Origin of the sequence: Cupriavidus sp. USMAHM13, from assembly GCF_001854285.1 — a bacterium.
GTDB classification, from domain to species: domain Bacteria; phylum Pseudomonadota; class Gammaproteobacteria; order Burkholderiales; family Burkholderiaceae; genus Cupriavidus; species Cupriavidus malaysiensis.
In genome coordinates, this window is record NZ_CP017751.1 from 301,227 (window position 1) to 319,383 (window position 18,157).

Genomic DNA, 18,157 nt, shown 5'->3' on the forward strand with positions numbered 1-18,157 from the left:
CCTCGCGATGGCAGGAAAAGGAAGACAGGGAAAACAGGGAAAACGGCGGTCGCCAGGGTGATGCCGGCGCCGCGCGGGGTCGAGCCGCGATTATCGGCGATGCCGCACACAGGCTGCCAGCAGGCAGGCCGCCGCCGAAGCACATTCAGCCGCCCGGCCGCCCGGCAGGCGCCGGCGTGCGCGCCACGGCCCCGCGCACCTCGACGCCGACGCGGTCGAGCACGCGCCCGTCGGCCGAGACCAGCTCGAACTGATGGCGCCCCGGCCAAGGCAGCCAGGCCACCTCGGCGCCACGCGCCAGCAGCTGGCCGTCCAGGCGCCAGCCGACCCCGCGCGCGGGCGCGCCGCCGGCTGCTTCCGCGCGCAGCCACACGCGCTGCGCGGCCGGCGGGATATCGGGATCCAGCGCGAAGATGGTGCCGTCGGCCGGGCTGGCGATGGCCACCACGCCGGCATCGACCCCGACGCGCGCGCTCGCCGCCGGCCGGCCCCGCTGCTTCGGCCCGCCTGCGCCCCCATCGACGGCTTCACCAGCCGCGCCGGCGACGCGTACCCATGTCAGCGCCGTGCCTGCCAGGAACACCTCCTCGCGCGCCGGCTCGAGGTCGCCGTCGAAACGCAGCGCCACCCGCTGCACGCCGGCCGGGGGCGCTGGCGGCGCGCTCGGCAGGCTGCGGTGCAGGGTGTCCATCACCTCGTGCCAGACCGGCGCGGCACCCGACACGCCCGATACCTCGTGCATGCTCGCGCCGCTCGCATTGCCCACCCATACGCCCACCGTGTAGCGCTCGGACCAGCCGATGCACCAGTTGTCGCGCATGTCCTTGCTGGTGCCGGTCTTGACCGCGCTCCAGTAGCGCGTGGTCAGCGGGCTGTCGAGACCGAAGGTACGCGCGCGCGCATGGCGGTCGGACAGCACGTCGGCGACCACGTAGCTGCCCGCCGGCGACATCACCTGGCGCAGCTTGCCGGGAGCGGCCTCCAGGCGCATCCGCACCGGTCCGTAGCGGCCGCCGTTGGCCAGCGCGCGGTAGGCGTTGGTCAAGGCCAGCAGCGGCACGTCCGCGCTGCCCAGCGCCAGGCTGTAGCCGTAGTAGTCGCCGGCCTCGCTGAGCGGCAGGCCGAGCGCCACCAGGCGCTGACGGAAGCGGTGCGGGCTCACCATCACCAGCGTGCGTACCGCCGGCACGTTCAGCGACGAGGCCAGCGCCGCGCGCATGCTGACCCAGCCGGCATAGCGGCGGTCGTAGTTCTGCGGCACGTAGAGGCCCCCGCCGGTGGGCAGGTTGACCGGGCGGTCGTCCAGCAGCGAGGCGGCGGTCAGCCGCTTCTCCTCGAGCGCCTGCTCGTAGAGGAAGGGTTTGAGGGTGGACCCCGCCTGGCGCAGCGCGGCGGCATGGTCGACCTGTGCCGCCGACGACAGCGCGCCGGAAGAACCCACATAGGCGAGCACGTCGCCGCTGGCGTTGTCGAGCACCACCACGGCGCCGTCCTCCACCTGCCGCCCCGCCAGCTCGTGCAGGTGACGCTGCAGGCTGGCCTGCGCCACGCGCTGCAGGCCGGCATCGGCGGTGGTGGCCAGGCGCGCCGGCAGCGCGGAGCGCGGCGCCACGGCGCGCGCCTGTGCCAGCGCGGCGCGCGCCAGGTGCGGTGCCAGCGCGGCACGCGCGGCCTTGTCATCCATCCCGCCCATCCCGTCCATACCGTCCAGACTGGCCGCACCGGCCGGCGCCCGCGCACCGCGCAGCAACACCAGTTGGGCGAAGCCCTCCAGGCCGGCGCATTCCTGTGCCCGCCCCATCTCGCGCAGGATGCCGCAGGCGCGCTGCGCCACGCGCCGCGCCGGCGCATTCGGCGCGCGCACCAGCGCCACGGCCAGCGCCGACTCGCGCGCATCGAGCCCGCCCGGCACCTTGCCGAACAGCGCCTGCGACAGCGCCGCCACGCCCACCAGTTCGCCGCGCAGCGGCACCAGGTTGAGGTAGGCCTCGAGGATCTGCGCCTTGCTCCAGCCACGCTCCAGGGCGGCCGCGGCCGCGGCCTGGTCGAGCTTCTGCGCGAGGCTGCGCTGGCCGCCCGGGCGGCGCAGGTTGTCGTCGAGCAGGCCGGCCAGCTGCATGGTCAGCGTCGAGGCACCGCGTGTGCGCGTGTTCCACAGATTGGCCCAGGCGGCGGCGGCCACGCCTTGCCAGTCGATGCCGCTGTGGGCGTAGAAGCGGCGGTCCTCGGACAGCACGATGGCATGGCGCATGGCCGGCGAGATCTCCTCCAGCGCGACCCAGTCGCCGCGGCGCGCCTGGAAGTCCTCGCGCACGCGCGCCAGCGTTTCGCCATGACGGTCGAGCACGACCACGTCGGCGCTGCGCCAGCCGGCCTTGACCGCGTCGAAGCCGGGCACCGCATGCGCCATCCGCGCCGCCAGCACGCCTGCCAGCAGGCAGGCGGCGGCCAGCGCGCGCCGCGGCGGCACCATCCGCGTCATCCGTCCCGCCCGGCGGTCACGCCCGCCACCAGCAGCACCTGCGCCGCCGCGTAGGTCCACCAGATACCGAGCTGGTAGCTGTCGAACGGGGAGAGGAAGCGCGCCATGCCGATCATCGCGTCCGACGCGGCGAAGCAGAGCGCGCCCAGCGCCGCCAGCGGCGTGGGCAGGCGCGCCACCAGCGCCGTGCACGCCATCGCCGCCAGCGCGCACACATAGACCGCCACCGGCACGGTCAGCGTGCCGAGGTTGGGCCAGAAGCGCCCCAGCAGCGTGCCCGCCGCGCCCACCACGAGGCCGCAGCCGACCAGGCGCGGCGCGCGCCAGTCGCCGGCCAGCGGCAGCAGCAGCACGATGTAGGCCAGGTGCGCCAGCAGGAAGGCGCCGAGGCCGCCGACGAAGTAGTGCGGCAGGCCCGGCAGGCACAGCAGGAAGTCGCCCAGCGCCGAGCACAGCAGCGCCGCCACCAGCCAGCGGCGCTCGCGGCGCGGCTGGTGGAACCAGGCCGCGCGCGCCAGCATCAGCGCCATGGCGGTCTTCCAGGCCGGCTGCAGCGCGATCTGGCCGGCCAGCGGCGCGCCCTCCGGCAGTTCCATCGCGGCGCTGACCAGCAGGCCGCCGTAGATCACCCCGGCCAGCGCACCGGCCATCCACCATTCGCGCACGCGCGCGGGTATTCTCATCGCCAGCCAGCTCACGGCCGTTCCCCCACCAGCAGTTTGGCGTTCGGCACCGCGCCGAACACATCGGGTGCATACATGGCTTCGACGCGCGTCGGCGGCAGGGCGAACTCACCTGCGTTGTTCAGCCGCACCGTGTACTCCACCGAAGCCGTCCCCTTCGGCACATAGGCGTAGTACTCACGGTAGGCCTGCGGCGTACGCTCGGTAAAGGCCGGCCAGGCGCCGCGGCGCTGCTCGCCCCGTGTGGCGACCTCCGAGTCCCGCCCCAGGCCGCTGCCGAGGATGGTGGCGCCCGCCGGCAGCGGGTCGCTGACCACCACCCAGCTCATGTCGGCCTGCGCATCGAACTCCAGCTTGACCCGGTACACATCGCCGCGCGACCACTTGCCGGGCACCGCCTGCTCCACTGCCGTGAGCGTGCGGCGGATACGGTAGCCCGCCGCGAGCGGCTCGCGCAGCGGCACCGCCGCCAGCGCGCGCACCGTCGCCCATGGCCGGCCGCCGCCGCCATGCTCGAGGCGCAGCGTGGCGGGCACCCCGTCGGCCGCCGCCGCCGGCCACGGCAACATCACGCTGCCGCGCGCCAAGTCCTGGCCCTCGCCACGCGTGGCGCGCGCCCAGTCGAAGCTGCGCCCGGCCTCACCGCCGCCGTCCAGCGCGATGCGGGTGCTGCCCGTCACCGCACCGTGCTCGAAAGCCTGCGCGAAGCGCGCGATGGCCAGCGTGCCCCAGGCGTTGGCGGTGGTGGTGTCCCAGGCGCCGCGTACCTGCCGCCCCAGCAGGCCGGCCGCGAGACGCGGCGCGTCGTCCTTCCAGCCGGGCAGCTCGGTGGCCAGCGCGAGCAGCCGCGCGGCATTGCTGTCGGCGCCCTGCATCAGCCACCACAGGTGGTCGCCCGACTCGGTCGAGAACGCCAGCCGCGTGCCCTGCACCGTGAGGCGCGCGCGCAGCAGTTGCTGCGCCTGCTCGAGCCGCGCCGCGCGCTGCGGGATGTCGGGCAGGCGCGTGAGCACCGCGATCCAGTCGAGCAGCGCCGAGGTCGGCCACTGCGCGGGCTGGAGCTGGATCGAATCGAGCATGCGCGGCTGCGCGTGGCCGCTGCGCGAGAGCGCCTCGACGGCGGCCAGCTTGCGCAGCTCCAGGTCCTGCGTCGGGGCCCAGCGCTGGCGCTGGATGCGTCCTTCGACGAAGGCGGCCAGGCCGCGCTCCATCTGCTCGCGCTGCGCCTGCGGCAAGCGCAGCGGCAAGCCGGCGCGCGCCGCCTCGTCGGCGATCGACAGCAGGTAGGCGCTCAGCACTTCGCTGCCGCTCTCGCCGTCGTCGCGCAGGGGGAAGTAGGCGGCCAGCCCGTCGCGGTCGAGATAGGTCGGCAACTGCGCCATCAGCGCATTCCACGCCGCCGCATCGCCCAGCCCGATCGCCTGCGAGGCACGCTGCTCCAGGCAGCTGAAGGGATAGGCGCGGAACCACTCGCGCACGCCGGGCATGCCGCCCGCCAGCGACGACTGCAGCGCCACCTGCAGGCCGCCGCGCGGCCGCTGGCTGCCCGGCTCGGCGAGCGCGCCGGCCGGCGCGCGCACCGGCACGGACAGGCTCGGCGCAAGCTGGCCCAGGGTGGCCTGCTGCACGGTGACCGGCACCGCCGGCACCACCTGCTGCGACAACTTGATGCGATCGGCGGCGCCGCCACCGCCCTGTTCGCCGGCCTGTACCTCCCACTGCAGGCTGGCGCTGCGCGCATCGGCCAGGAAGTCGGGCACCGTCACCTGCCAGCCGATCTCCTGCGCGGCGCCGGCGGCCAGCCGCACCGTCTGCGGCGGCAGCGCCTGCTGCTGGCCCGGCAGGCTGGCGCGCGCCGTGGCCACCACCGTCATCGCGCGTGCGGTGGTATTGCGCAGCGTGAACATGGCGCGGTAGCGGTCGCCTTCGCGCACCAGCTGCGGCAGGCCGGCGATCAGCTGCAGGTCCTGCGTGGCCGCGATGGTGGCGCTGCCGCTGCCGAAGCGGCCCACGCCCTGGTCGGCCACGGCGACGACGCGGAAGCGCGTCAGCGAGTCGTTCAGCGGCACCGTCAGCGTGGCCTTGCCGGCGCTGTCGAGCGTCACGCGCGGGTTCCACAGCAGCAGGGTGTCGAACAGCTCGCGCGTCGGGCTCTTGCCGCCGCCGCCGCCCGCCGGCACCGCCTTGCGGCCATAGTGGCGGCGGCCGATGATCTCCATCTGCGCGGTGGCGGTCTCCACGCCATAGCCGCGCCGCTGCAGCATGGCGTCGAGAACGTCCCAGCTGCGGTTGGGCATCAGCTCCAGCAGTGCCTCGTCGACCGCGGCGAGCGCCACCTCGCCGCCGGCGGCGGGACGGCCGTCGGGCAGCGTGACCTGTACCGTCACCTGCGCCTTGCCGCGCACCGGGTAGCTGGCCCGGTCGGTGCTGACCTTGACATCGAGCCGGTGCGCCTCGCTGCCGACGCGGATCTCGGCCAGGCCCAGGCGGAAGGCCGGCTTGGACAGGTCCACCAGCGGCGTCGGCGCGCTCCATGCGCCGCCCTCGTCGCGGAAGGCGCGCCACCATTCGAGCGGCTGGCGCCAGCCCCAGGTGAAGAAGGAATACCAGGGAACCTCGCGCAGGCGGCCGCGCACGGCGAGCACTGAAACGTAGACGTTGGGCCCCCACTCGGGCTTGACCTTGAGCCGCACGGTCGGGTCCTTACCGTCGAGCTCGACCACGCTGGTCTGCAGCACACCCTCGCGTTCCACCGAGACCAGCGCGGTGGCGTGGCGGAACGGCATGCGCGCCTGGAACACGGCGGTTTCGCCGGCTGCGTAGGACTTCTTCTCGGGCAGCAGGTCGATGCGGTCATGGTCTTCGCCGCCGAACCACAGCTCGCCCTGGCGCGTCACCCACACCGTGGTGGCCGCACGCGAACTGCGTCCGGCATTGTCGCGCGCGCTGGCCACCAGCTCGATCTGGCCGGCCTGCGCCAGCGCCACCTCGCAGCGTACCCGCCCCTGCGCATCGCTGCGGCCCTCGCACACGGTGCCGAGATCGCGGCTTTCGCTGCTGTTGTCGTAGCGGTAGAAGCCGCCCACCACGCGCTTGCGCGCCGAGGTGACGATGCGCGCGCGGGCCTGGACCTGCACCGGCACGCCGGCCTGCGGCCTGCCGGCGGTATCGAGCACCAGGCCATGCACCACGATCTTCTGCTTGACCGAAGCCCAGCCCTCGGTGCGGATGCCCGCCACCACCGCGGCCGGCCACAGCGGCACGGTCTGGCGCAGCGTCTGCAGCTCGCCGTTGGGATCGGCGAAGCCCGCTTCCAGCAGCAGGTCGCGCGGCGCATCCAGCGCCGGCAGCTTGCGCACCGTGACCTTGCCGGCACCGCTCTTGTCCAGCGCCAGCGGCAGCTTGTCGGCCACCAGCTTCTGGCCGTCGTCGCGCGGCGCGGATTCGCCCTCCTCCACGTCCTCGTCGCCGCCCGCCGACTCCTGGCGCGCGCGCGGCGCGGCGAAGGAGTAGTCATCGTAGTCGGGGAAGAACACCGCCTTGTCGCGCAGCAGCGCCGACACGCGTACCGGCAGGCCGGCGGCGGCACCGCCGGCGACGTAGTGGACCTCGACGTCGACCGGCAGCTCGGCCGGCGCCACCACCGGCGCGGCCGTGCCCGCCTTCAGCGTGCCGGCCAGCACCGGCAGGCGGAAGGCCTCGACGCGGAAGCTGCCGCTGGAGAGGCTGTCTTCCTGCGCCTGCTGGCCTTCGCCACGGCGCGTCACCAGTTCCACGTCGTAGCTGCCGAGCTTGGCCTCGGGCGGGATCTGGAAGCTGCTTTCGGCGCTGCGCCCGCCGCTGGCGGTGGCGCGCCACTGCAGCGGCAGTTCGTAGGTCTGGTCGCTGCCGACGTGGCGCATCACCACCTTGGCCGGCAGCGCCTGGCCCGCGCCCGGCAGGCCGAAGCCCTGCGCGGTCTCGATGCGGATCAGGTGCTTCATCGACACGGTCTCGCCGACGCGCAGCAGGGTGCGGTCGAAGATGGTGTGCGCACGCACGGTCGGCGCGGCGCTGGTATCGGTCGGCACGTTGAAGCGCCAGCTCTCGATGCCGCGGTTCCAGTCGGACATGACGAAGGCCATGTCGGCCTGGCCGCGCGCCTGCGGATGATCGGCGCCGATGCGCGCCGAGACGAAGTAGCCCGACAGGCCGGTGTCGTCGCACTGGCGCTCGCGCACGTCGTCGAAGGCGGCGAAGCGCGCCACCCCGTCCGCGCCGCTGCGGCCCTGCGCCAGCAGCCGGCCGCTGCAGTCGCGCAGCGCCAGCACCGCGTCGGCCACCGGCTTGCCATCGTCGAGCGCGGTCACCCAGGCCAGGCCGCTCAGCCTGCCGGCGCCATCGCCGCGCGCCAGCTTGAAATGCACGCCCAGGTTGGTCACCAGCACGGCGGTGCGCACGTACATCGGCGCGGAGCGGCCCAGCAGCGCCTCGCCCAGTGCCGGCGAGGCTACCTCGACCACATGGAAGCCCGCTTCGGGCAGCGGTACGCCGACCACTTCGAAGGGCCGCTTGTCCTTGCCGTCCCCCAGCGGCAGCGCCAGCTGGCGCGCACCCGGCGCGCGCGCCAGCAGCGACACGCTGCGCGTCTCGATCTGCGGCGCGTTGCGCGGGTTGGCGACGGCCGACGGCGAGCGCCCGGCCAGGATGGCGTCGAGCTCGCCGCGCGTCCAGCTGGACTCGTGCAGGCGGCGCACCAGGCCCAGCCAGCGCAGCACCGCGCCATCCTCGTCGACCTTGAGCCGGCTCAGGGTGCCGGCCTGCGCGCGCAGGCCCTTGAGCGCGAGATCGGCCTCGACATTGCGCACGGTCAGCGGCAGCAGCGGCGGGTAGTCGGCCGGGGCCTTGCCCTTGGGCACTTCGCCGAAGCGCTCCACCACGCCGAACGGCGCCGCGGCGAACTTGGCCAGCGGCGGCATGGCGGCGGTCTCGACCCTGAGCGGGAACAGGTCGGCATTGGACAGCGCGCGCCCGCTCTCGTCGCGCAGCTCGCGCGGCACCTCGAGGGTCAGGCTGGCGCGCTCGGGCAGCAGCGCGGGGAAGCTCAGCCGGCTCACGCTCGCGCCGGGCGCGAGGTCGGCGTCGAACTGCGGCGCGCGCGGGCCGGACGGCGTCTTCAGCACGATGTGCTCGGCCGCCTTGCGCGGCACCGGGGCCGAGAAGCTGAGCGTGAGCGGGCGCAGCGGTGTGCAAGGCGCCTGGGCCCGTTCGCGTTCGCAGCTGAAACCGGCCGTGAACGGCTCGCGCACGGTGTAGTCGAAGCGGCGATCCTCGCGCGTGGCCACGCCGCCGGGCGTGGCGATGCCGGCACCCAGCACCAGTTGCATGCGCGCACCGGAAGGCAGGCGCTGCTGGCAGGCCAGCAGGTGCACGGTGCCGTCGGCCTGCGCATAGCGCTTCCAGCGGATCGCGTCGAGCACGGCATCGCGCTCCTTGCCCTCCAGCAGCCGCACCGGGATGCGCTCGCCCAGCCCCTGTGCCTGGCACCAGGCATGCTCGCGCAGCGAGGCGGCGGAGGCGGCACCGTTGAAGCGCAGCGCGAAGACCTGGTCTTCCTCGATCTCGCCACCTGCCGGCCGACTCGACAACACCGCCGGGCCGCCGGTCTCGAAGCGGTATTCGCGCTTGCCGGAGAAAGCCTTGCCGGCGACGCTGGCGAGGCCGGCAGCGATGCGCACGGTGCAGTGCACGCCCGGCGCCAGGTCCTGGGGGAAATCGAACACCCAGTTGCGCGCATCGACCCAGCGCGGCTGGCCGCCGGCGTCGGCACCACCGCTGCACGACACGCTGGCGGGCGCGGCCGCCTGCAGGTCGCCCAGCGGCACCATATCCTCGTCGAAACGGATCGCCACCTGGCGCACCTGCGGCACCACCCCCTCGGGAGACAGGCGCGCCACCTGGGCCGCCTGCACCGGGCCGGCGAGCGGCCCCGCCAGCGCCGCCGCCAACAGCAGGGCGAGCGCCGCGCCGGCTTCCCGGCACTGCCGGCCGGCTCCGTGGACGGCCCGACGGACAGCCCGAGCGATGTTCTCCCGCATCTGTGCCTTCTCCCCTGTTGGCATGCGGCGAGGGTGACATGCGGCCGCGGCGAGCGCAAGCCCGTGGCGCATACGCCACGTCGCACTTCAGCGCAGTTGCGACAGCGGCAGCGGCCCGTCCTGCTTCAGCGCGGTCAGCACGATGTTCGAGCGCACGCTCTCCACCCCGGTCACGCGCATCAGCTTCTTCATGGTGAATTCGGCCAGCGTGGGCAGGTCGGCCACCACCACGCGCAGCAGGTAGTCGGCCTCGCCCGCCACCGAGTAGCACTCCTGCACCTCCTCCAGCAGCAGGATGTCCTCGCGGAAGCGCTCGATGATGGCATCGCCGTGGTGGGCCAGCTTGACGCTGACGAAGACCAGGACACCCAGGCCCAGCTTCGCCGGCGCCAGGGCCACCCGGTAGCCGGTGATGACGCCGTCGGCCTCCAGGCGGGCCAGGCGCCGTCCGACCTGGCTGGGCGACAGGTGCACGCGCTCGGCCAGCTGCTGGTGGGTGGAGCGGCCGTCGGCCTGCAGCGCGGCCAGCAGGGCGAGGTCGTAGGGATCGAGCGAAACCATGGCGAAGGGCTCCCGAGGCAGGGCCGGCGGTGCAATGCGGGATTTCCGCATCATTATCTTGTGGTGCGCATATTACGCGCACCACAAAGCGATTCCAAGCCGAATTTGCGGGCAAATTTCGCGGGTGGATGGCTAGACTGTGCAGATAATCCGCAGCGGATATCCGATCGCCGCTGCCCATGCGCGCGACGCCGCGCGGAGACACACCGTATGGACATGCAAAGCACCGCCGCCAGCCAGGCCGGCACCCCCGCCGGCTTCCAGGGCACCCTGACCGACAAGCTCAAGGAACAGTTCGACGCCGGCCTGTTGTCGGGCCAGGAACTGCGCCCCGACTTCACCATCGCCCAGCCGGTGCACCGCTATACCGAGAGCGACCACGCGGTGTGGCGCAAGCTCTACGAGCGCCAGGCCTCGATGCTGCGCGGCCGGGTCTGCGACGAGTTCCTGCAAGGCCTGTCGACCCTGGGCATGGGCAAGGACCGCGTGCCCGACTTCGAGCAGCTCAACGAGACGCTGATGCACGCCACCGGCTGGCAGGTGGTGGCGGTGCCCGGCCTGGTGCCGGACCACGTCTTCTTCGAACACCTGGCCAACCGCCGCTTCCCCGCCAGCTGGTGGATGCGCAAGCCCGAGCAGCTCGACTACCTGCAGGAGCCCGACTGCTTCCACGACGTCTTCGGCCACGTGCCGCTGCTGATCAACCCGGTCTTCGCCGACTACATGGAAGCCTACGGCAAGGGCGGCCTCAAGGCGGCCTCGCTGAACGCGCTCGACATGCTGGCGCGCCTGTACTGGTACACGGTGGAGTTCGGCCTGATCCGCACCGACGCGGGCCTGCGCATCTACGGCGCCGGCATCCTGTCCAGCCAGGGCGAGTCCCTCTACAGCCTGGACTCGGCCAGCCCCAACCGCATCGGCTTCGATGTGCGGCGCATCATGCGCACGCGCTACCGCATCGACACCTTCCAGAAGACCTACTTCGTCATCGACAGCTTCGAACAGCTGTTCGACGCCACCCGTCCCGACTTCGCGCCGCTCTACGAGTCGCTGCGCGCGCTGCCCACGCTGGGCGCGGGCGATGTGGCCGAGGGCGACCTCGTGCTCAATGCCGGCACCCGCGAGGGCTGGAGCGACAGCGACGACGTTTGAGCCGGCGGGGCCCGGCCCCTTGCCTCACTTTGTGAAACAATGCCGGCATGCGCCCGGGTGCCGCCACGGCGGCGCGCGGACGGGCCGGCATGCCCCGTTCCGCCCCTGACGCGATCGCTGCGCGCCTCATCGCGCCGCGCAGCCGTGTCGCCCTTTGTGTCGCCCTTCCCCGATCGAGATCGCTATGACCACCCTGACCGCCCTCTCCCAGCAGGAACGCGCCCCGCTGCTGGCCACGCTGCCCGGCTGGACCGCCGTGCCTGACCGCGACGCCATCCGCAAGCTATTCACCTTCGCCGACTTCAACGCCGCCTTCGCCTTCATGACGCGCGTGGCGCTGGCCGCCGAGAAGGCCGACCACCACCCGGAGTGGTTCAACGTCTACAACCGGGTCGACATCACCCTGTCCACCCATGACGCCAACGGCCTGACCATGCGCGATATCAACCTGGCCCGCTTCATCGAGCAGGCCGCGGCCTCGCTGGGCCAGCGCTGAGCGCTGCCGCGCCGCCAGCGGGGGCGCGGGGGAATTCGCGGCGGGCCGGGCCGGCGCCCTGTACAATCTGCAGCCAGCAGCCGTATCCATCCCCTTTCCCGCTTTTCCCCCTGCCGTTATGCGTATCCTGCTGATCGAGGACGACCGCCAGATCGCCAGTGGCGTCGAAGCCGGCCTGTCCCAGGCCGGCCACCAGGTGCGCGTGGTGCACGATGGCGTCTATGCCACCGAACACCTGATGCGCGAACAGCATGACCTGGTCATCCTGGACCTGGGCCTGCCCGGCATCGACGGCATGACCCTGCTGGCGCGCTACCGCGCCCGCAACCGCACCACCCCCGTCATCATCCTGACCGCGCGCGACGAGCTGGAAGACAAGCTGTCCGGCCTCAACGCCGGCGCCGACGACTACCTGGTCAAGCCCTTCGCGCTGCCCGAACTGGAAGCGCGCGTGCGCGTGCTGCTGCGCCGCAGCCAGCACGGCGAAGCCGCGCCCGAGCGCGACGTGCGCCTGGGCAGCCTGCGCCTGTCGGGCAACGACCGCCGCATGTTCATCGACGGCAAGCCGCTGGAACTGTCGCCGCGCGAGTTCGCCGTGCTGGAACTGCTGCTGCAGCGCCAGGGGCGCGTGGTCAGCAAGGCGCAGCTGCAGGACCACCTGGCCACCTTCGCCCATCCCGCCGGCGAAGGCGGCGATACGGTGGGCGACACCGCCATCGAAGTCTATGTGCACCGCGTGCGCAAGAAGCTCGAGGAAAGCGACGTGGAGATCGTCACCGTGCGCGGCTTCGGCTACCTGCTGCAGATCCGCGCGGGCCAGTAAGCGCCCCGCGCCGTTCCACCATGTGGCTGCGTTCCAGGCCAGGTCCCAGCGCCCCCGCCGAAGGGAGCGCGCCAGCGGCCCGGCCGGCCTCCTCGCAAAGCCTGCGGGTCCACCTGCTGCGCGAGCTGGCCACGCCGCTGTTCGCCCTGGTGCTGACCAGCGGCTCGCTCTCCTACTGGCTGGCCGCCCACTACACCACCCAGGTGTTCGACCGCGCGCTCTACGGCGTGGCCAACAATATCGCCCAGCAGATCCGCATCGCCGGCCCGCGGCTCGAGCAGGACATCCCCATGATCGCCCAGACGCTGGTCGAGGCCGAAGGCAGCGACCGCATCTACTGGCGCATCCACGGCCCCGACGGACTGATCGGCGGCATGGACACCTGGCTGGGCTACGGCACCGGCCAGACCACGCTGCACGATGCCCGGCTGTTCTATGCCTGGTTCAGCGGCCGTCAGGTGCGCGCGGTGCGCCTGCCGGTCAACCTGCCCAGCGCCGCCGCCGACGAGTTCGCCACCAGCGTGCAGGGCAAGCCGCCGCGCGGGCCCATCGTGGTGGAGGTGGCCGAGCTGCTGGACCGGCGCGAGGCGGCCGCCAACGAGATCCTGCTGTCGGTGTCGGTGCCGCTGATCCTGCTGCTGCTGGTGGGCAGCCTGATCCTGTCGCACGTGCTCAAGGAAGAGCTGGTGCCGCTGCAGCTGCTGACCGACAAGCTCAACCGGCAGACTGCGCGCTCGCTGGCGGCGCTGGACGAAACCCAGGTGCCGGCCGAGGTCGAGCCGCTGATTCGCGCCCTCAACGCGCTGCTGTCGCGGCTGCGCGACGCGCTCGATGCGCAGCGCAAGTTCATCGCCGATGCGGCGCACCAGTTGCGCACACCGCTGACCGCGGTCAAGCTGCACGCCGACCGCGCCATGTCGGCCGACAGCCTGGAGGTAGCGCGCCATGCGCTGCGTGAACTGCAGATCTCCTCGGACCGCGCGGTGCGCCTGTCCAACCAGCTGCTGTCCCTGGCGCGCGCCGAGCCGGGCCTGTCGCTGGAGCGGCTCGGTCCGGTCGAGTACTTCGACCTGGCCGAGATGGCCTTCGAAACCGGCGCCGAATGGGTGCCGCAGGCCCTGGCACGCCATATCGACCTGGGCTTCGAGACCCTGCCCGGCCCGACCTTCACCGGCACCGCGCCCTCGGTGGTGCGCGGCAATCGCCTGCTGATGCGCGAAGCGCTCAGCAACCTGCTCGACAACGCGGTCAAGTATGTGCCGCCGGGCGGGCGCATCACGGTGCGCGCCGGCGGCGAGACCCTGGGCCACCGCGGCATGGCGGTGGTGATGATCGAAGACGACGGTCCGGGCATCGCGCCGGCGCGGCGCGAAGAAGTGTTCAAGCGCTTCTTCCGCGGCGACCATGGCCCGGCCACGACCACGCCAGGCGCAGCGCCGGGCGGTGCCGGCCTGGGCCTGGCCATCGTCCACGAAATCGTGACCCTGCATCAGGGCACCATCCGCATCGAAGACGTGCCTGCGGCCGAGACCGACGGCACGCCGGCGATGCGTTTCGTCATCCGCGTGCCCTGCGAAGCCCCCGGCACGGCCTGAGACCGGCCGCGCCCGCCCCTTACTTCTTGTTCTTCGGCGCCAGCATGGTGCCCCGGCACTCGGGGCTGCCGCAGCGGCAGGCGTATTCGGCCTTCAGCTTCTTCGTGTAGCGCGCATCGATCACCAGGCCGTAGTCGTAGAACAGCTCCTCGCCCGCCGCCAGGTCGCGCAGTGCATAGATATGCACCTTGCCTTTCTTCTCGCGCGCCTCGCAATTGGGCTCGCAGGCGTGGTTGATCCAGCGCGCGCGATTGCCGCCGAACTTGGCGTCGATCACGTCACCGCCTTCCAGGCTGAAATAGAAGGTGTGATTGGGATCCTCGGGATCGTGCGGGTGGCGTTTGAGGGCCTCCTTCCACGAAATGCGCTCGCCCTTGTACTGGATCACGCGCTCGCCCGCCGCGATCGGCGCGATCGCGTAGACACCCTTGCCGTGCACCCCCGACTGGCGCACCTCGATGCGGTCGCGCGCATCCTTGCGGGCCTTGCCAGGCTTGTCCCCCTTGGCCTGCGCCGCCTGTTGGCCCTGCTGATCCTGCTGTTCCGGTTTCGACTCGTCCACCATTTGCCTTCCCATGCCTTCCCGCCCCTTGCCGGGCGCGCCTGCGCCAGCCCTCCGGCGCGATCGCGATGATAACCGGCCGTGGTGACGACAGCATCCCCGGGGCTACCGGTGCTACCGACACACCACGTATACGTCGAGCCGTCCGCTGCCCCCCCCCCGCACACCGTATACGCCGTACACCGCCCGGCTACGCGGCGGCGCATACCTCACCCAGGGTAAACGTACGGAAAACGCACACGCACCCCGCCCCTCGCGGTGGATAAACCGGGCCATTTCTGTGGATAAGCACGCGCATTGCATGTGGGGCGGCTGGGGTTCGCATGGGGATGGCTCAGGCATAAGTCGGAGTCCGCGCTCCCGTCATCTCATCCAGATGGTTGAGTCATCCACCCCGGCCAACATGCCGTCCGTGCACTTACCGTTAACGCAAGACCTTGATTTACCTGGAGAAAGACGGGTTATCCACAGAAGAGGCAGGCGTTTACCTACTACCACTATCTGTATACATGAAAGAACGATGTAAACCCGATGGGCTTCGCCCTGCCAGCAGGGAAAAACGGGCCCCCGTTCCCGGAGGTCGGCCAAGCGGCCCTGCCTGTTCGATAGGCAACGGGATCGTGAAGGCTCGCCGGGTATACGTGGCGCGACGTATACGCTTTGCGCGGCGAACCCGGATCGGCGCTCGCGGTCGACGTATACGCCCCGTCCGCGCGGTCACGGAGCGGCAAGCGTCCTCCCTCACGTAAACCGCCCGGCTGCCGTTTACCTTCCCGTGCCATCTGTGGACGAGCGGGGCGGCGCGGATTCGCGGCGTGAATAGCTGGCGGGGGGCGTCGTCGCGAAGCTGCAAGATAGTGCAGGTTGCCGATAGCCCGACAGCGCGTTGCGGATTCGGTGCTGCGTCAGGTGCGGCCGCCAGGCCATTCAGGCCCGCCGGGAGGCTGCAACGCTGCCACAGGCCCGCCGGAGTCCCCGGGAGGCCTGTGGAGCCCCTGCGAACGTCTGGGAGGGGCTGGGAGGGGGCTGGAAGGCGCTGCGCCACGTTTCAGGCCTGGGAGCGTTCCTGGAGCTCCTGTCGCGATCCTGGGCCTGCTGGCGGCCGGATAGGTGTCCGCGACCTGCCGCAGGCGCATCGCACCTTATACGCCGGGCCGGAGATGTATCCGTGCCTGTAACAATCTGTTCCCGGTGCGCTCGGCCCGACACGGTATGATGTGGCCCGCAGCGCCAGGGCCGGCGCCGCTGCCAACGGCATCGGCACGGTCCGGGACACTGTGTTTTATCAACTCGATACGGAGTGAAGCATGACGAAAACCGAACTGATCGACGCCATCGCCGCCGGCGTGGACGGGCTCACCAAGGCCAAGGCAGAACAGGCACTGAACGTGACCCTGTCGGCCATCATGGATGCCGTGGCCAAGGGCGATACGCTCAGCCTGATCGGCTTTGGTACGTTCAGCCAGGGCGAGCGCGGTGAGCGCATGGCACGCAACCCGCGCACCGGCGAAGAAATCAAGGTCGAGGCCGCCAAGACCGTGAAGTTCAAGGCCGGCCAGAAGTTCAAGGACGCCGTCAACCAGTGAGTGGTAGCGGGCCCTGACGGAAGCCCGATCGTATGACCCCGCCGTGCCGCCACCCCCGTGCCTGAAGGCGCAGGAGTGGGCCGGGCGGGGACGTTATCCACAAGACTTATCCCGTTCCGGGTGGATCTGTTGCAGGGGGCGGAAAGGTCGCTCGCACGACTGCGCAGGCCGGTAGTAAAGTCAATCAAATCAAGCGGGTCCGCACGCTTCTCCCCGAGGTGGCCAATGGCGATCCGGTTCTTGCCAAGCCTGCTCGCACAGGCTTATTCACAAGTCTCTCCACAGGCGATTCCACAAAATTTTCCACAGCGAGCCGCGCGCTGGCTGGTGCTCTCTGCCGCCCTGGCCGCCCTGGCGGCCTGCAGTACCGAGCCACCTGCTCCGGCCCGCCCGCAGGCCATCCCCTTGCCGGACCTCGAGCGGCCGGTGACCTCGCCCGGGGCCACGCCGCGCCAGCGCATCGTCGAGATCGCGCTGCAGGAGTGGCGGCGCTGGGGCGGCCAGACCGTGCGCCTGGGACGGGACGATACGGCCTGCGTGATCGCCACGCCCCTGCCCGCGCCGGTCATCGCCTTCCCCGCCTCCGGCGAAGGCCAGGAGGAAGCGGCTTCGGCCGACAGCGAGGCCGAGAACAGCCGCCCCGACGAGGATTGCCCGAACTTTCCCGACGGCACCGGCGTGGAGGCGACCGCCCAGGGCTGTACCATGGCCCAGCGCTACTGGGGCATCGTCGGCAAGCAGCCGAGCTGCGAGCAGGTGACCCAGCCGAACTGGGCGTGGTCGGCAGTGTTCATCTCCTGGGTGCTGCGCAAGGCGGGCCTGGACGATAGCCAGTTCCTGACCGGAGCCTCGCACTCGATGTACGTCACCGATGCGCGCGACCATGTACTGCCGCGGCCGGCGTTCCACGTCGAGGCCGTGCCGGCGATGCCACGCCCCGGCGATCTCATCTGTGCCGCGCGCGGGCGCGACAAATACCTCGGCAGCCCGGCGGAGATCGGTTTCGGCACCACGCCCATGCACTGCGACATCGTGGTGGAGGTCGATCCGGCGGCCGGGCTGGTCAAGGCGATCGGTGGCAATGTCCAGCAGTCGGTGTCGATGGAGCTGGTCGAGCTGGGCGATTCCGGTCAGCTGGACGGCGTGACCAACTCGCACATGCCGTGGCTGCTGGTGATGCGCAACGACCTGCGCTGAAGCCGGCTGCGGAGTGCGGCAAGTTTGCCGCCGGCGTCGGGCGCCCCCTATAATGATTAACACATTAACTAAATGTGTCGGAAAGGAGACGGCGCGCCGGCGCGGTTCCGAGCGGGCGCGGTCCGGTTCCCCACCGCTGCGAGGAGACCCGCATGCCTGCATCGTGCCATCCGCTCGAGTGGGAAGCCCGCGTCAAGCTGGCCGCCTGCTATCGCATCTTCGACCGGCTCGGCTGGACCGAGTTGATCTACAACCACATCACGCTGCGCCTGCCCGCCGAGGCCAGCTGCGGCGCTGACGGCGGCGCCCATTTCCTGATCAATCCCTTCGGCCTGCGCTATGCCGAGGTCAAGGCTTCCAACCTGGTCAAGGTCGACCTGGCCGGCAAGGTGGTCGGCGACAGCCGCTGGCCGGTCAATCCGGCAGGCTTCACGGTGCATGCCGCCATCCATGCCGGCATTGCCGGCGCCCACTGCGTGATGCACACGCATACCACCGCCGGCATGGCGGTGGCCTGTTCGGCGGCGGGGCTGTCGATGAGCAACTTCTACGCGGCCCAGCTGTTCGACAAGGTTGCCTACCATCCCTTCGAGGGCATCACCGTCCATGAAGACGAGGGGCCGCGGCTGGTGCGCCATATCGGCGACAAACCGGCGGTGATCCTGCGCAACCACGGCCTGCTGGCCTGGGGCGATACGCTGGCGCGCACCTTCAGCACGCTCTGGCTGCTCAACCGGGCCTGTGAGATCCAGCTCGCCACGCTGTCCATGGGGGCCGCCTTGCCGGTGTCGGAAGACATCCGGCGCAAGTGCACGCGCGATTCCCTGCAGTTCGATCCCCGCTTCGGTGCCGGTGAGGACGTGTTTGCCGCGCTGACCCGGGAAATTGATGCGATTGATTTATCGTACAAGGAATAGATTGCAATGATTCTTCGTGTGAATAC

General features: G+C 71.2%; 12 protein-coding genes. 7 read left to right on the top strand and 5 right to left on the bottom strand.

The window, feature by feature from the left end; all coding sequences use genetic code 11:
* Positions 1 to 145 precede the first annotated feature (145 nt).
* The 4 genes from pbpC to BKK81_RS01470 all read right to left on the bottom strand — a co-directional run bounded on the left by pbpC (position 146) and on the right by BKK81_RS01470 (position 9,803).
* Positions 146 to 2,482 (bottom strand): penicillin-binding protein 1C, encoded by a 2,337-nt coding sequence (gene pbpC / locus BKK81_RS01455; protein WP_071010437.1) that lies wholly within the window; start codon positions 2,480 to 2,482, stop codon positions 146 to 148.
* A complete protein-coding gene (locus BKK81_RS01460) occupies positions 2,479 to 3,180 on the bottom strand; it encodes a lysoplasmalogenase (RefSeq protein ID WP_071010438.1) in 702 nt (233 codons plus the stop codon). Before BKK81_RS01460 ends, pbpC begins: the two co-directional genes overlap by 4 nt.
* Positions 3,177 to 9,242 carry an MG2 domain-containing protein gene (locus tag BKK81_RS01465; RefSeq protein WP_071010439.1) on the bottom strand — a complete coding sequence of 2,022 codons (6,066 nt, stop codon included), beginning with the start codon at positions 9,240 to 9,242 and terminating at the stop codon, positions 3,177 to 3,179. The genes BKK81_RS01460 and BKK81_RS01465 overlap by 4 nt, the downstream gene beginning before the upstream one ends.
* Positions 9,243 to 9,329: 87 nt before the next feature.
* Positions 9,330 to 9,803, bottom strand: a complete 474-nt coding sequence (locus tag BKK81_RS01470) for an Lrp/AsnC family transcriptional regulator (RefSeq protein WP_071010440.1) — start codon at positions 9,801 to 9,803, stop codon at positions 9,330 to 9,332.
* Positions 9,804 to 10,019: 216 nt separating this feature from the next.
* Between BKK81_RS01470 and phhA the strand changes: the two genes are divergently transcribed.
* The 4 genes from phhA (at position 10,020) to BKK81_RS01490 (ending at position 13,869) form a co-directional block, all read left to right on the top strand.
* Positions 10,020 to 10,955: a phenylalanine 4-monooxygenase gene (gene phhA, locus BKK81_RS01475; protein WP_083384178.1), complete on the top strand. Its 936-nt coding sequence runs from the start codon at positions 10,020 to 10,022 to the stop codon at positions 10,953 to 10,955.
* Between the two features lie 193 nt (positions 10,956 to 11,148).
* Positions 11,149 to 11,451: a 4a-hydroxytetrahydrobiopterin dehydratase gene (locus BKK81_RS01480; protein ID WP_231908010.1), complete on the top strand. Its 303-nt coding sequence runs from the start codon at positions 11,149 to 11,151 to the stop codon at positions 11,449 to 11,451.
* A 118-nt stretch (positions 11,452 to 11,569) separates the two neighbouring features.
* A complete protein-coding gene (locus BKK81_RS01485; protein ID WP_071010443.1) occupies positions 11,570 to 12,274 on the top strand; it encodes a response regulator transcription factor in 705 nt (234 codons plus the stop codon).
* Positions 12,275 to 12,294: 20 nt separating this feature from the next.
* On the top strand, positions 12,295 to 13,869 hold the full coding sequence (locus BKK81_RS01490; RefSeq protein ID WP_071010444.1) for a sensor histidine kinase: 1,575 nt from the start codon (positions 12,295 to 12,297) through the stop codon (positions 13,867 to 13,869).
* A 19-nt stretch (positions 13,870 to 13,888) separates the two neighbouring features.
* On the opposite strand, the gene BKK81_RS01495 is transcribed toward BKK81_RS01490, so the two are convergent.
* Entirely contained in the window at positions 13,889 to 14,434 is a 546-nt protein-coding gene (locus BKK81_RS01495; protein WP_071010445.1) for an SET domain-containing protein, read from the bottom strand.
* Positions 14,435 to 15,738: 1,304 nt separating this feature from the next.
* Between BKK81_RS01495 and BKK81_RS01500 the strand changes: the two genes are divergently transcribed.
* The 3 genes from BKK81_RS01500 to BKK81_RS01510 all read left to right on the top strand — a co-directional run bounded on the left by BKK81_RS01500 (position 15,739) and on the right by BKK81_RS01510 (position 18,131).
* The gene (locus BKK81_RS01500) at positions 15,739 to 16,017 is read left to right on the top strand and encodes an HU family DNA-binding protein (protein ID WP_071010446.1); all 279 of its coding nucleotides are present in this window, start codon (positions 15,739 to 15,741) and stop codon (positions 16,015 to 16,017) included.
* A gap of 225 nt (positions 16,018 to 16,242) precedes the next feature.
* The gene (locus tag BKK81_RS01505; protein WP_071010447.1) at positions 16,243 to 17,214 is read left to right on the top strand and encodes a DUF2272 domain-containing protein; all 972 of its coding nucleotides are present in this window, start codon (positions 16,243 to 16,245) and stop codon (positions 17,212 to 17,214) included.
* 152 nt (positions 17,215 to 17,366) lie between these two features.
* A complete protein-coding gene (locus tag BKK81_RS01510; RefSeq protein WP_071010448.1) occupies positions 17,367 to 18,131 on the top strand; it encodes a class II aldolase/adducin family protein in 765 nt (254 codons plus the stop codon).
* Positions 18,132 to 18,157 lie beyond the last annotated feature (26 nt).

Coding starts and splice junctions, on each gene's coding strand:
- BKK81_RS01490 (WP_071010444.1), top strand. CDS start 12,295: ATGTGGCTGCGTTCCAGGCCAGGTCCCAGCGCCCCCGCCGAAGGGAGC.
- pbpC (WP_071010437.1), bottom strand. CDS start 2,482: ATGACGCGGATGGTGCCGCCGCGGCGCGCGCTGGCCGCCGCCTGCCTG.
- phhA (WP_083384178.1), top strand. CDS start 10,020: ATGCAAAGCACCGCCGCCAGCCAGGCCGGCACCCCCGCCGGCTTCCAG.
- BKK81_RS01500 (WP_071010446.1), top strand. CDS start 15,739: ATGACGAAAACCGAACTGATCGACGCCATCGCCGCCGGCGTGGACGGG.
- BKK81_RS01505 (WP_071010447.1), top strand. CDS start 16,243: ATGGCGATCCGGTTCTTGCCAAGCCTGCTCGCACAGGCTTATTCACAA.
- BKK81_RS01510 (WP_071010448.1), top strand. CDS start 17,367: ATGCCTGCATCGTGCCATCCGCTCGAGTGGGAAGCCCGCGTCAAGCTG.
- BKK81_RS01470 (WP_071010440.1), bottom strand. CDS start 9,803: ATGGTTTCGCTCGATCCCTACGACCTCGCCCTGCTGGCCGCGCTGCAG.
- BKK81_RS01485 (WP_071010443.1), top strand. CDS start 11,570: ATGCGTATCCTGCTGATCGAGGACGACCGCCAGATCGCCAGTGGCGTC.
- BKK81_RS01495 (WP_071010445.1), bottom strand. CDS start 14,434: ATGGTGGACGAGTCGAAACCGGAACAGCAGGATCAGCAGGGCCAACAG.
- BKK81_RS01465 (WP_071010439.1), bottom strand. CDS start 9,242: ATGCGGGAGAACATCGCTCGGGCTGTCCGTCGGGCCGTCCACGGAGCC.